The organism is Paenibacillus solisilvae (assembly GCF_042656405.1).
GTDB lineage: Bacteria > Bacillota > Bacilli > Paenibacillales > Paenibacillaceae > Paenibacillus_Z > Paenibacillus_Z solisilvae.
In genome coordinates this window covers 1-12155 of sequence record NZ_JBHSOW010000094.1, presented here as the reverse complement: position 1 = coordinate 12155, position 12155 = coordinate 1, and the positions used below count along the sequence as shown (strand labels likewise).

Below are 12155 nucleotides of genomic sequence, written 5' to 3'. Positions count from 1 at the left end.
ACATATGGGAAGTTTGGCAACCATAATCGATTAAACAGATCTATTACGCTGATATGAACGAAACTGTCGACCCACCACACCCAAATGTTTTTAATTGGTGTTTATTGAATCAATGAATAGTTATCCCTTGCTCAACTTCCAACCCAAAATCCTACGAGTTGAACAAGGATAACCTTAAAAACTTGGCTCGAAGGCAAAAACGTTGACGGTGGTATACAGTCTGATATTCGTGGGTTGGTTACCACATTACATTCCATCCGTCACGGAGCTGCCTCGGACTAACGACGCACGTTCAGTTCTTCGAACTTAGTGCATAGCGTAACATGAGGGTTCTCCTTCCCGGGGGTTTGCCTCCGAGCCAATTCTTCAATTACAAATAGGTCTGAGATACGATCATTTCATACATAAGTTTACTTTCATTTCGTTAAGCAACATTTGATTCACTTCTTTGTTTATTCTCAATGGTACAACCGATAGCCCAAATAAATCCTAGCCATTCTCTAACGACAGCAACAACAGCTCCTTTTCCTCCTTTTCCTTTAGCTGATATACGATGATATTTCATATGAAGACGGTGCTGAGCCTTCCAGGCAATACGTTTTGCCTCAGGATCTTGACCTTCCTGACGTTTAAGTAATTCACCTTTAAGAGATGGTTGATGACGATAAGACCAGCAGACTTCTACAATGGAACGCCGAACTTGAGAATTTCCTGTCTTCGTAATTGAACCTTGCCAACGATTTGATCCACTAGAGTATTCTTTAGGAACGAGCCCAGCATAGGACATCAATTGTCTCGGGTTAGAAAAGCGATAAAATTGTCCGATTTCAGCTACTAAAGTAACGGCTGTGACCTCTGCGACACCTCTCAAAGTTTGAAGAGCTTGAATGACGGTTGCATGTTCACTTTGAAGGGCTTCTTCATGGATCTGAGCTTCGATTCGTTTCATACGATCTTCAACTTCATGGATGGTATGGAGATATTCTTGAAACACAATTCGTTGAGAAGCTCTTTCAAATGTTAATCGTTTTAACCATTCAAGATGTTTGACAGACCAATTTCGAACCCCTTGCGGGGTACGTATTTCATGACGAAGTAAGAAATGAACAAGTCTCTGACGAGAACTTTGTAAATCCTCACGGGGGCATCATGACGAGCACGAATTAAGTCTCTCAATGCTTCATGGTCTTCATCTGGAACCCATACAGAAGTAAGCTCTGCAGCACGTAGTAGCTGGGCTAATCGGATTGCATCTCTTTTGTCTGTTTTTACTCGATCGCCAGAACGCTTTGGGATAAGGGTAGGGGCTACAACTATACATTCAATGTCCATAGATAAAAGTAATCGGTAGATTCCATAACCAGAGGATCCGGCTTCATAACAAACAAATAGATTTTCAGGATCACCTAAACTTTTCATTAATTTGCGAATGTTTTCTGGCTTATTTTGAATGGTACTGTGAAATCTAGGCTCTCCACGACCTGGATCAGCAATCGCAACGGCAATAGTATCTTTAGAGGCGACTAAACCAACAAATTTTTGTACATCCTTCATAGTAATCGGCTCCTTTTCGTGTGTAGCTCTACACTTGAATTTGATTTGGGTAGTAACATTATGACCAAGTGTAACCTACGTTAAGCGATGGGAGCCGTTTCGTTCATTATGACTAACGGGGTAGTCAAGGATATTAATATTGAGGGCTTTTGAAACAGGCTCTTTTAATCGAATTGAGGAATGATTATACTATTTCTTGAAGCCGATTACCCGTCCACAGAAAACCCTTTACGAGGAGAGTATGAGATGAACATATTGCCTAACGATTATGTAAGCGTAGCCCCCGAGATTATGAAGAACTTCGTTTCTTCCCTCGCGAAGCAAGCGGGAATGCCAGAAGAGAAGAGCATTTTTTTGGCGGAGTTTCTTGTAAATAACGATTTGCGCGGCGTTTTCAGTCATGGGTCCAGACAGATAGCCGCTTATGCACGAATTATGCGCGACGGACTGATCAATCCGAACCCTGAGGTTCGGATCGTAAGTAAAACTCCTTCCACCTTGCTTGTCGACGGTGACGGAGGCTTGGGCTATTTTCCTGCGTACCGTGCAGCCGAAGCGTTAGTCGAGCAGTGCCGGACAAGCGGAATCGCCGTCGCCGTTACCCGCAATCACGGGCACATCGGGGCCGCGGGCATTTATTCCCGCATACTGGTTGAACACGATTTGATCGCTTATGTGACATCCGGGCATCAATTATCCTTGAATGCCAATCAATCCATCATGCAGGCTGCTGGGGGATCTCCTATGTCGTTTGCCGTACCGTCGGGAACTTCCTCTGCGATGGTGTTGGACTTTGGAGCGATGCACGACCTGTACGACGATTCTCCGCATAAGTCGGACATTATTCGTTTAGCCCCGGGTTTAGTCTTCCGCAGCATGGGGCTGGGATTCATGTGCCAGGCTTTGGGAGGATTTCTGGCCGGCGTACCGGTGGAGGAGGAACGGGCGCAACGTCGGTACCAAGGTGCCGATCAAGGATCGCTCATCATCGCTTTGGATATTGCCAAGTTTACGCCGGTAAATGATTTTAAACATGAGATGGACAGGTATATGCAATTGACCTCCGGGATGCAGCCTCTCCCTGGATTTGACAGGGCCACGCTGCCGGGCGTTCTTGAAACGGAGCGGGAACGTGAGTGGGGTATCATCGGTATACCCGTGGACATGGACCACAGGGAAGTTCTTGACAAAGCCGCACGTGAATTCGGCATTGAGCTTCCATTTTAATCTTCCTATCGCCGGCTTGTTGACAAGTATCATCGGAATTTTGTTTTTGTGTTTGGGAAGTGATGAAGTTTGTCTTTACCTTTATTGTTCGGGCCATACGGCAGCGCCCGGTTACCAAGGCATATCAAAGATTCCGGAGTAAACGCGGTTGTTGTTTTTACACACCAGCGGGAAGAACGGTAAAAACGGATTAAGATATCAACCGCTTCCTCCGTTCTAAAATGGGTGAGTGCTTCCGCTGCATAAGCTCTGACGTAACGGTCTTTGCAGTAAAGCGCTCGCTCCATGGAGCGGTTAGCTTCCTTCTCATCGCCAGCATTACCGATGCGCAGCAGTGAAAGTGCCGCAGTATATCCGATCTTATTGGTAATGTATGGCTGATGGCTTGCATACGACTTTTTCGATTCCGTATTATTCGATACTGAAGCATCATCAGTTTCGCATAGTTGAGAATACTTCAATACTTTCGCTAAAGCCGGAACAATTTGTTCTCCAGCATTCTTGATCATACCTAATGATTCAACCGCATTTCGGCGAACCCATTCGCTCTGATCCTACAAGCTTGATATAAGCGAGAGTACCACTTCACCTTCGGAAGATCCTATCATCCCGAGTACGAAAACCGCCAACGCTCTGCGCTTCTCATCCTTATGCTCCGCTCCTTGTAATCCATATGCAGCATTTTCCGCTGTCAGGCTAGACCCCTCCGTAATGTGACTAATCAGCATTTCAATCCCTTGTGGTTCAAGTTGTCCAAGCGCATAGGCTGCATTCAAAGCGATCGTTTCCACTTGATCTTTAATAGAAGCCCTAGCGAGGGAGCGCATAAAGCCGCCGCTGCTCCGATCCGTCCCAATTCGTCCGCCGGTCGCCTGCGATCGGTCGCATTTTCATCTCCCTGCTTCGATGATTCCAGCTCGGAATCTCCGGTGCGCTCAATCTGAGAAATTTAAACTTAAGCATACAACGATCTAGTTCTGATACATTAAGCGAAGCTTTATGCCACAAGTCGAAATGCACTAGCACAATAGTACCCGCCTTGCCTGTGGGCAGCAGAGGCTCACCTCGGTCGCCAAGAAATTTTTCATAATATTGGTTGCTTGGCATGATCGCAGTAGGCCCAAAATCTTCGGTAATATCGTGGGGTAATAGAAACATCGCCCACCACGGACGATGGCTGCGCATGGAAGACCAATAGCCGTCCTTGTGCCAATTTCCGCCACCCGGCGTCGAATTTCCCGGTTGGTTATAATGACAGTGGCGATGTGGATGCATGTAATAATCCGGTCCAAGTACACTGCTTAAGGCTCCCTTGACGATTGGCTTTTCGAACAACTGCCGAATGTTTGGAACATGGGGCAGAATGTTGTTGCTAGGATTGCCTTCATTATGCATTACGAGATTGATCTGCTTCATGATGCTCAGATGAAGTTGATGAAACATGTAAAATGATGCTGGATTATTTCGGCGAAGAGGAGCTTGGCGCCAAGCTCCTGCAAATCGTTGAAGACGTACTGGCCAGCGGCATTCGCACGATGGACATCGGTGGAAATGCGACAACAAAAGAAATGGGACAGGGGAATTCAATTATAAATAATCCGAAAATTTTTTTCATCCATTTAACGTCATGTTTTCGCATTTCGAGAGACAACCTTACACATAATAGTAGTTTTTAGCGATCTATGCGTATTTTTTGTCGCATAAGAAATAATCTTGTCAGAAAATATGACATATGATATTATAAAAATGTAGTTAAGAAACATATACATCATAAGAATTATGAAATTTTAGTACATTTCCACAACCGATTGGAGAATCCGATATGGACAATGCACAAAAGGGCTATGTCAGCGGCAGCTATTCGGGCGATGCGCTTCAGATGATCCAAAACATTTACAGTCAGCTTAGGAAATCGGAGAAATCCGTAGCGGATTATATTGTGCAAAATCCGGAGAAAACGATAAAAAGCAACATTGCCGAAATCGCGATTGGAAGCGGTGTTAGCGAGGCGACGGTCATCCGGTTTTGCAAGGCAGCGGGATTTTCCGGGTTTCAGGACCTGAAAATGACATTGGCCCGTCACAGCTCATCATTTGGAACGCAGGCGATCTACGAGAACATCCGAAAGGAAGACAGTCTCGAAATCGCCATTCAGAAAATGTACGCCAACAACATTCAAGCCTTAAATGGGACCGTTCAAAGTCTCGATCTTGAACAATTGGAAAGCGCGGCGAAGGCGATCAGCAGGACGAGGATGATTTACCTGTTCGGAGTAGGCACTTCGGGAACGGTGGCGGAATATGCGGAATATCGTTTTACCCGTATCGGGTTGATGACCCGCGCATACACCGACAGCCAATCGATCGCCATGGCGACGGCACTCGTGAGGCCGGGGGACGTGGTCATCACGATCTCTCAATCGGGAAGTACGAAGGAAATTGTCGAAGCGTCGGAAATCGTGAAGAAAAACGGGGCCTTGACGGTCACCGTCACCGGCCACCCGCGCTCGCCTCTGGCGAAAACGAGCAAAGTGATCCTCCGAAGCGCCGTCAACGAGGCGCCGTACGAGAGCGGCGGGATGCCTTCGTTGATGACTCAATTGAGCGTTATAGATGCACTGATGGTTGCGGCATCGCTAGAAAATTTCGATGCTTCGATCGCCATGATTTTATCCACCGCCGAAGCGGTGAAATCGAAAAAGTATTGAACGGGGTGTACTTATTGGACACGTATTTTGCAAAAATCGAAGAAATCTTGAGGACCGTGATTCGAACCCAGAAGGAAGCGATGGGACAAGCCGCTGAATGTTTTGCCAAGTCGCTAATAACCGACCATAAACTGTTTTTGTTCGGCACCGGGCACTCACACATGTTGGCGGAGGAGGCGTTCTACCGTGCGGGCGGACTCATGGATATTGTTCCGATTCTGGAAAGCGGATTGATGCTTCACGAGGGCGCCACCAAAAGCACGAAAATGGAGCGAATGGAAGGATATGCGGAAATATTGCTTGACGAGCACCAGGTAGCGGAAGGGGACGTGCTGGTCGTAATTTCCAACTCTGGGCGCAATGCCGTGCCCATCGAGATGGCGTTGGGGGCAAAATCCAGGGGAGCCAAGGTCATTGCCGTTACAAACCTGACCCAATCCCTTCAGGCTACTTCGCGACACAGGAGCGGGAAGAAATTGTATGAAGTCGCGGATATCGTTCTGGACAACTGCGGCTGCGACGGAGATGCCGCCGTTTACTTCGAAGATTTGGGTTTGTCTGTCGGCCCGTCTTCAACGGTTATCGGGGCATTCATCATTAACGGCATCATCGTGCAAACGGTGAAAAACTGTTTGGAAAAAGGATACGTTCCCCCAATTTACATGAGCGCCAATGTTGAAGAAGGGGATGACCACAACGCCAAGGTGAAGCGGATCACTCGCGCGGAAAGGATGGATGACATTTGAAGTCGTTTGCAGTGGGAATTGACGGCGGAGGCTCCAAGACGGAAGCGTTGCTGCTTGATTTGGAGAGCGGAGAATCGATTTCGGTGTTTGCGGGCGGCATCAACTCTATCGTAGATGGCAACGATACGACGCAAGCGAACTTGCGCGAATTGCTGTACCGAATCAAAGCTTGCCTATCCGAACGTGAAGGGGACCTGCTCAGTATATGCATCGGATCGGCGTCCATCATACGGGAACCCCAAGGCTATTGGGCGATGAGGCTCCTGTCCGAAGCGTTTCCGACAGCCAAGCTGACGGGATTAGGCGATTGTCGCATCGCGTTGGAAGGGGCTTTGGGCGGAGGGCCGGGCCTGATCGTCGTCGCCGGTACCGGTTCAATGGCTTATGCTATCGGACCGGATGGCACGATCCGTCAATGCGGAGGGTTTGGTCCTTTGTTCGGGGACGAAGGAAGCGGCTACGATATCGGACGGGAGGCGCTGAGGGCGGTTGCCATGCAGCTTGACGGGCGGGGGGAAGGCACTCTATTGACAGAAACGCTTCAGGCGGCAATCGGTTTCGTCACCGAGGAGGATTTGATCGACCGGACTTACGGTGATTTCAGCAGGAAAGATATCGCCGCATTGACGGAGTATGTTGGAGCTTGCGCATTGCAAGGAGATTTCGTCGCCCGCCGCATTTTGCAAGAAGCGGCCAAGCACCTTTCGGAGCTTTTGCTGAGCTTGATTGATCGAATCGCTTGGAACGAGAGACCGCTCATGTCCTACGCGGGAGGCGTGTTCCAAATGGGCAGCCTCATCCTAGACCCACTCCGGGAGCATCTCGGCAACTGGGCAACACAACTGCGGCACCCGCTCGGCAGCCCCGCTAATGGGGCAGCCATGCTGGCTGTAAAAGAAATGGGGTGACAAGATGAAGAACTCTTCAGATTCCGGAAACAGACATAAAACCTCGAGTCAGCGGCTGTTATTTTTGGCGGTATTTATATGGCCGACATTCATCTTGTTCTGCCTGGTTACGCTTTATCCGATGGCAAAAGGCATATACACGAGTTTATTCGAGTGGACGGGAAGCTCTTCCTCGATGAAATTCATCGGATTGGACAACTACGCCCAAATGTGGCGGGATAAAATCATTCTACAGGCGATTTGGCACGATTACTTCCTCGTTTTTTGGAAAGTGCTGCTGATTATGGCTTTGGCGACTTTGTTCGCGGTTGGGCTCACTCGTTTCCGGTTTAGGGAAAACGGATTCTACCGCGCTTTGTTCTTTTTTCCGAACGTCATCTCCGTCGTCGTCATCGGTGTATTGTGGCGGTTTATATATAATCCCAATCTCGGATTTTTAAACTCCTTCCTGTCATGGTTCACCGGGAAACAAGTGGAAACGGCTTGGCTGGGCGATTCCCATCTGGCCTTGTGGGCGCTGCTTCTGCCAAGCGTGTGGGCAGGAATCGGTTTTTACATGCTGCTGCTGATAGCGGGCATCTTGAACATTTCCTCTTCCATATTTGAATCGGCACGCATCGATGGTGCGGGAGAATGGCGGCAATTCTGGTCACTGACGCTTCCTCTCGTTTGGGAGCAAATCAAAGTATCCACCTTGAACATCGTCATGACCACCTTAAACGGCTCTTTCATCATTGTCATGCTGATGACCGAAGGCGGACCGGACAACGCCACGCAGGTGATGGGGTCATACCTGTACCAAATGGGCTTCCGACAATATCAAATGGGTTACGCATCGTCCATCGGGGTGCTGATTCTCGTCCTCTCCTTGCTCACGACGTTCGCACTGAACCGATTGATGAGAAAGGAAACGGTGGAGAATGCTTAAACTACTGCTGAGAGGAATTCTATTCGTCTGGGCCATCGCTGTCACGTATCCCTTGTTTTGGACGGTTTCCACTTCCCTGAAAAGCACCCAGCAGTTCAACATGGACGATCCGTGGTCCTTGCCGAAATGGCCCCTGCAATTAGTCAACTTTGCGGACGCCTGGAATAAATCCCACTTCGGAGATTATTTTTTAAACTCTGTCATCGTTGTCGTCGCTGCGGTGATACTGTCGCTCTTGATGTCCGCCACAACGTCCTTCATGATCGCAAGGCACCCGTTTCGGGGGAGCAAACTGCTATTTGTATTCTATATTTCAACGATGATGGTCCCAACCATCCTTAGCTTGATTCCGCTTTTTTTCACGTTGTCATCGGTTGGTCTTACCGATTCATTGACCGGATTGACTCTCGTCTATGCCGTCATGCAGGTTCCTTTCGGGATTTTTGTGTTGACGGGTTTTTTCAAGGCACTCCCCCGCGAATTGGAAGAAGCGGCTACGATCGACGGATGCGGATTGTTCAGTTCTTTTTTCGTCATCCTGCTTCCGCTTGCCCGCTCGGGTTTGGTCACCGTCGGAATCATGAATGCCTTGACTTACTGGAACGAGTACGTCATTTCGTTGATCCTGATTAGTTCTCCAGGCAAGTATACCGTTTCGTTGGGTCTGGCCTTCTTGCAAGGGGAGATGCAGTACAGCGTCGATTGGGGGATCCTGTTTGCCGGGCTGGTCATTTCGGTTATTCCCGTATTCCTTGTCTATATATTGTTCCAAAAATATATAACCGAAGGGCTTATCTCAGGGGCGCTGAAAGGGTAAAGACAGTTGTTCAGCGTTTTGTCAGGATGGTTGAATTCGTATTTTAAAGGGAGGGCACACCATGAATACTCACGCATTGCTTCTGGGGACGGCTAAAGTAGACATTACGCCCAACAAGCCTGTTCCGTTGACAGGGTTCGCAACGAGGAATAATGCAAAATTTACGGCTATTGACAGCCGACTTTACGCGAAGCTGTTTTATTTCAGGGAATTCGGCGAAACGGGCTCTTCCTTTCTATCGCTCGTCGTATGCGCCGACCTGCTGAACTGGGACCAGCGGCTTGCGGACCGTCTCCGGGACAACATTGCCGTCAAGTGGGACATACCGAAATCGGCGGTTATTCTGACAGCGACCCACAACCATTCGGGACCGGCCACGATGTTCGGAATTGGCATTGGCGACCCGGATCCGGAATACATCGATTTATTGGAGCATGCGGTATTGGACGGGGTTGGGTACGCCCAATCCAATGCGGAGCCCGTTCGTTTGGACAAAGGAGCGGGAGTTTGTCCGATTTCGGTGAATCGCCGATCGAAAGTAAACGGGGAGTATGTCATTGCCCCCAACTTCGAAGGGATTGCGGACAAGGAATTGAACGTGATCCGCTTTTCAAACTTTGAAGGAGAAACGAAAGCAATATGGCTCCATTACGCTTGTCACCCAGTGAATTCCAGGGAAAATATCGTTTCTTCCGAATTTTCCGGGCATGCGTGCGAAACGATAGAACGGACGATAGGCGGAAACGTGGTCGTTGCTTTTCTGCAAGGGACCTGCGGGGAGATCAACCCTAATTCGGACTCTGGATCGAGCGGAATTCAAGCCACGCGGGAAATTGGAGACCGTATGACCCGGACGGCTCTGTCATTGCTTGATACCGCCATGGAACCTTTGAATGCCGTGTCTTTGGAATGCGAGAGATCGACGGCCGAACTTCCGTACCGTCACGTTCCAAGCGAGGAGGAGCTAGAGCGGATAGAAAATTCGGGAACGGAACTAGAACGGAACTGGGCGGCTTTCATGCGTGCTCATCCGGAACGGTTAAAGCCTTCCGCTACGTTTGAAATCGTCAAACTCAGCCTGGCGGATCGTCTAAGTTTGCTGTTCATGAACGGGGAGCTTGTCATTCGTTATGGTCTGTTTGCCAAGCAAATATCGGACGGCACAGTACTGCCAGTCGGTTACAGCCACGGTATGATAGGCTACGTTACGACAAAGACGCAGTTGGAAGAAGGCGGATACGAACCGGTGGAGTCAACGCTGTACCTCGGTTTGCCGTCGCCTTTTGACCATATTACCGAATCCATTGTCCTGGATTCCATTCAATCGTCGCTGGCGCGCGAGGCGGATTGAACTACGAATCGCTGACTAGGGATAGGAAGCCATTTTGGAATTTTGGGGGATCTCGCGGCAAAGAGGAATTGAATGAGGCGGACTGATCAGACTAGAAGGTAAGAGGGTTTACGTTCAAAAAAAAAGAACGAGGAAGGAAGTTGAGTCATGAGAAAGTTACTATTCAGAAACGGTGCTCTTGTTTTCTTAATTTTGGCCTTATTCATCGCCGTCATCGGATGCGGAACGAAAAACAATGATTCGGCGGAGGGCTCCCAGCCGTCGCCGAGCGCGGGAGGAGAGAACGGAGAAGCTTCGAAACTGTCTGGAAAACTTGAAATCCAGTACTTCGTGGGCGGATACGGCGATACTTGGTGGAAAGATGTGATCGCGGAATTTCAGAAGAAATATCCGGACCTCGAAGTTGTCGGACTGGGCGGCCCCAAAATCAACGAACAGACGAAACCCCGTTGGATCCAGGGCAATCCGCCCGATGTCGTGTACATCGACGGGGACGGAACGTTCACGGAATCGCTGCTCGTTCAGAACCAGCAGCTGATGGATTTGACTGAATGGATCAAGACGGCCAAGAACGAAGACGGGGAGCTGATCACCGATCAACTGATCGGCCAGCCGAAAACATATGACGGCGTATCCTACTCGATTCCCCTCGTATTCGGCGTGCACGGCACTTGGTATGACAAGGCGTTCTTCGAGCAGAACGGCTGGGAAACGCCGAAGGATTGGGCCGGCTTCCTCGACGTCAGCCAGAAGGCGCTGGACAAAGGAATCACACCATACATTCACCAAGGCCAATATCCTTATTACTTCATTCGAGGTTTCATGCGGCAAGGATTTGTCACCGCGAACGGCGGAGATGCTTCTATCATCGACGACATCAACGGTCTGAAGGAAGGCGTATTCAAGAGCGCTCCGGTCATGAGCACGCTTGATAAAGTGACAGAAATGAACCAAAAAGGCTACCTGAGCAAAAAAGCGATGGCGCTTAACCATACGGATTCCCAGAACCAATGGCTGCAGCACAAGGCGATCTTCATCCCATCCGGGTTGTGGCTGGAGAACGAAATGAAGAAGTTCGCTCCGGAAGGATTCGATTACGGGTTTATTCCTTCCGTTACTCAAGACGCCGGCGGCAAATTCGTCGCGGTTCCTTACACGAACGAAATCGGAATCGCCAAGCAGGCGAAAAACCCGGAAGCGGCCAAAGCATTCCTCCAATTCGTGTTCACAAAACAGAACGCGGTCCATTGGGCGGAGACAACCGGCGCGCTCATGAACTACAAAGCCGATTTGGAATCGACGAATGCGAGCGGAGCGGTCAAAAGCGCGATGACTTACTTGAACTCGGACAATACAATCGTCACGTCCAACGACAGCTCCTTCGACCTCAACGTGGAGAAGGCCATGGAAGACGCTACCGTCGCCTTGCTGCTGGGCGATATCAACAAAGACCAGTGGGCGGACAGAATGGAGACAGCGGCAGCGAAATACCGGAAGTAAGGTGACAGCAGGGGGAACTTCGGTTCCCCCTTTTTTGGTAAATAAAAACTACCCTTATTTTTACTTCTCACACGCTACACCATCCCCTTCTTGACTGCAGTGACCTTGCCTCAAAAAAAGTAGACACAGAGAAAGCCTCGGCGACACCCATTAGTCTATTGCCTAGAGTCCTTCCCCGACCTTGAATGGCGGGATATAATCGTTGGAGGAATGCGTTCTCCTGCGGTTATAAAAGAGTTCAATATATTCAAATACAGCCTTTTTAGCCTCAGCACGCGTCTTAAATGTATAGTCATTCAGCCATTCCATTTTGAGCTTGCCCTAAAAGGATTCCATCGGAGCATTATCAACCTTTTCGACTCATGCTGCAGACGAATTCATGCTTTTTGAGGAGCTGTTGGTAACCCTTACTGGCGT

13 protein-coding genes and 2 pseudogenes are annotated in these 12155 nt (G+C 49.1%); 9 read left to right on the top strand and 6 right to left on the bottom strand.

Annotated features, from left to right (window positions below; genetic code table 11):
* Nucleotides 1-424: 424 nt before the first annotated feature.
* Nucleotides 425-1084 (bottom strand): transposase, encoded by a 660-nt coding sequence (locus ACFPYJ_RS24845; protein WP_379190921.1) that lies wholly within the window; start codon nt 1082-1084, stop codon nt 425-427.
* Nucleotides 1030-1554, bottom strand: coding sequence for an IS110 family transposase (locus ACFPYJ_RS24840; protein ID WP_379190918.1), 525 nt, complete (start codon nt 1552-1554; stop codon nt 1030-1032). The genes ACFPYJ_RS24845 and ACFPYJ_RS24840 overlap by 55 nt, the downstream gene beginning before the upstream one ends.
* A 246-nt stretch (nt 1555-1800) precedes the next feature.
* Between ACFPYJ_RS24840 and ACFPYJ_RS24835 the strand changes: the two genes are divergently transcribed.
* On the top strand, nt 1801-2781 hold the full coding sequence (locus tag ACFPYJ_RS24835; protein WP_379190917.1) for an Ldh family oxidoreductase: 981 nt from the start codon (nt 1801-1803) through the stop codon (nt 2779-2781).
* 29 nt (nt 2782-2810) lie between these two features.
* Here ACFPYJ_RS24835 and ACFPYJ_RS24830 read toward each other — a convergent pair whose 3' ends face one another.
* Genes ACFPYJ_RS24830 through ACFPYJ_RS24820 form a run of 3 tightly spaced genes read right to left on the bottom strand, consistent with a single transcriptional unit; the run spans nt 2811 to nt 4176 of the window.
* Nucleotides 2811-3290 carry a HEAT repeat domain-containing protein gene (locus ACFPYJ_RS24830; protein WP_379190916.1) on the bottom strand — a complete coding sequence of 160 codons (480 nt, stop codon included), beginning with the start codon at nt 3288-3290 and terminating at the stop codon, nt 2811-2813.
* A gap of 45 nt (nt 3291-3335) precedes the next feature.
* Complete coding sequence (locus ACFPYJ_RS24825; protein WP_379190915.1) at nt 3336-3608, bottom strand: hypothetical protein; 273 nt, start codon at nt 3606-3608, stop codon at nt 3336-3338.
* Nucleotides 3592-4176, bottom strand: coding sequence for a phytanoyl-CoA dioxygenase family protein (locus tag ACFPYJ_RS24820; protein ID WP_379190920.1), 585 nt, complete (start codon nt 4174-4176; stop codon nt 3592-3594). The genes ACFPYJ_RS24825 and ACFPYJ_RS24820 overlap by 17 nt, the downstream gene beginning before the upstream one ends.
* Before the next feature lie 44 nt (nt 4177-4220).
* Between ACFPYJ_RS24820 and ACFPYJ_RS24815 the strand changes: the two are divergent.
* From ACFPYJ_RS24815 to ACFPYJ_RS24780, 8 genes and pseudogenes are all read left to right on the top strand, one after another.
* Nucleotides 4221-4352, top strand: a pseudogene (locus ACFPYJ_RS24815) (tartrate dehydrogenase); the annotation flags it as partial.
* Nucleotides 4353-4603: 251 nt separating this feature from the next.
* Nucleotides 4604-5488, top strand: coding sequence for a MurR/RpiR family transcriptional regulator (locus ACFPYJ_RS24810; RefSeq protein WP_379190914.1), 885 nt, complete (start codon nt 4604-4606; stop codon nt 5486-5488).
* 14 nt (nt 5489-5502) lie between these two features.
* Complete coding sequence (locus ACFPYJ_RS24805) at nt 5503-6234, top strand: sugar isomerase domain-containing protein (RefSeq protein WP_379190913.1); 732 nt, start codon at nt 5503-5505, stop codon at nt 6232-6234.
* Nucleotides 6231-7142, top strand: a complete 912-nt coding sequence (locus tag ACFPYJ_RS24800; protein ID WP_379190912.1) for an N-acetylglucosamine kinase — start codon at nt 6231-6233, stop codon at nt 7140-7142. Before ACFPYJ_RS24805 ends, ACFPYJ_RS24800 begins: the two co-directional genes overlap by 4 nt.
* Nucleotides 7143-7146: 4 nt before the next feature.
* A complete protein-coding gene (locus ACFPYJ_RS24795; RefSeq protein ID WP_379190911.1) occupies nt 7147-8070 on the top strand; it encodes a carbohydrate ABC transporter permease in 924 nt (307 codons plus the stop codon).
* Nucleotides 8063-8887 carry a carbohydrate ABC transporter permease gene (locus ACFPYJ_RS24790; protein WP_379190910.1) on the top strand — a complete coding sequence of 275 codons (825 nt, stop codon included), beginning with the start codon at nt 8063-8065 and terminating at the stop codon, nt 8885-8887. Before ACFPYJ_RS24795 ends, ACFPYJ_RS24790 begins: the two co-directional genes overlap by 8 nt.
* Nucleotides 8888-8948: 61 nt before the next feature.
* Entirely contained in the window at nt 8949-10238 is a 1290-nt protein-coding gene (locus tag ACFPYJ_RS24785; protein ID WP_379190909.1) for a neutral/alkaline non-lysosomal ceramidase N-terminal domain-containing protein, read from the top strand.
* A 147-nt stretch (nt 10239-10385) separates the two neighbouring features.
* Nucleotides 10386-11738 (top strand): extracellular solute-binding protein, encoded by a 1353-nt coding sequence (locus tag ACFPYJ_RS24780; RefSeq protein ID WP_379190908.1) that lies wholly within the window; start codon nt 10386-10388, stop codon nt 11736-11738.
* Nucleotides 11739-11900: 162 nt separating this feature from the next.
* On the opposite strand, the pseudogene ACFPYJ_RS24775 reads toward ACFPYJ_RS24780, so the two are convergent.
* Nucleotides 11901-12155, bottom strand: a pseudogene (locus tag ACFPYJ_RS24775) (IS3 family transposase); the annotation flags it as partial.

What these genes read in the sequence shown, in the direction of transcription:
- ACFPYJ_RS24840 (WP_379190918.1), bottom strand. Translation starts at nt 1,554, where the DNA reads ATGAAGGATGTACAAAAATTTGTTGGTTTAGTCGCCTCTAAAGATACT.
- ACFPYJ_RS24835 (WP_379190917.1), top strand. Translation starts at nt 1,801, where the DNA reads ATGAACATATTGCCTAACGATTATGTAAGCGTAGCCCCCGAGATTATG.
- ACFPYJ_RS24830 (WP_379190916.1), bottom strand. Translation starts at nt 3,290, where the DNA reads ATGATCAAGAATGCTGGAGAACAAATTGTTCCGGCTTTAGCGAAAGTA.
- ACFPYJ_RS24825 (WP_379190915.1), bottom strand. Translation starts at nt 3,608, where the DNA reads ATGCGCTCCCTCGCTAGGGCTTCTATTAAAGATCAAGTGGAAACGATC.
- ACFPYJ_RS24820 (WP_379190920.1), bottom strand. Translation starts at nt 4,176, where the DNA reads ATGCATAATGAAGGCAATCCTAGCAACAACATTCTGCCCCATGTTCCA.
- ACFPYJ_RS24810 (WP_379190914.1), top strand. Translation starts at nt 4,604, where the DNA reads ATGGACAATGCACAAAAGGGCTATGTCAGCGGCAGCTATTCGGGCGAT.
- ACFPYJ_RS24795 (WP_379190911.1), top strand. Translation starts at nt 7,147, where the DNA reads ATGAAGAACTCTTCAGATTCCGGAAACAGACATAAAACCTCGAGTCAG.
- ACFPYJ_RS24790 (WP_379190910.1), top strand. Translation starts at nt 8,063, where the DNA reads ATGCTTAAACTACTGCTGAGAGGAATTCTATTCGTCTGGGCCATCGCT.
- ACFPYJ_RS24785 (WP_379190909.1), top strand. Translation starts at nt 8,949, where the DNA reads ATGAATACTCACGCATTGCTTCTGGGGACGGCTAAAGTAGACATTACG.
- ACFPYJ_RS24780 (WP_379190908.1), top strand. Translation starts at nt 10,386, where the DNA reads ATGAGAAAGTTACTATTCAGAAACGGTGCTCTTGTTTTCTTAATTTTG.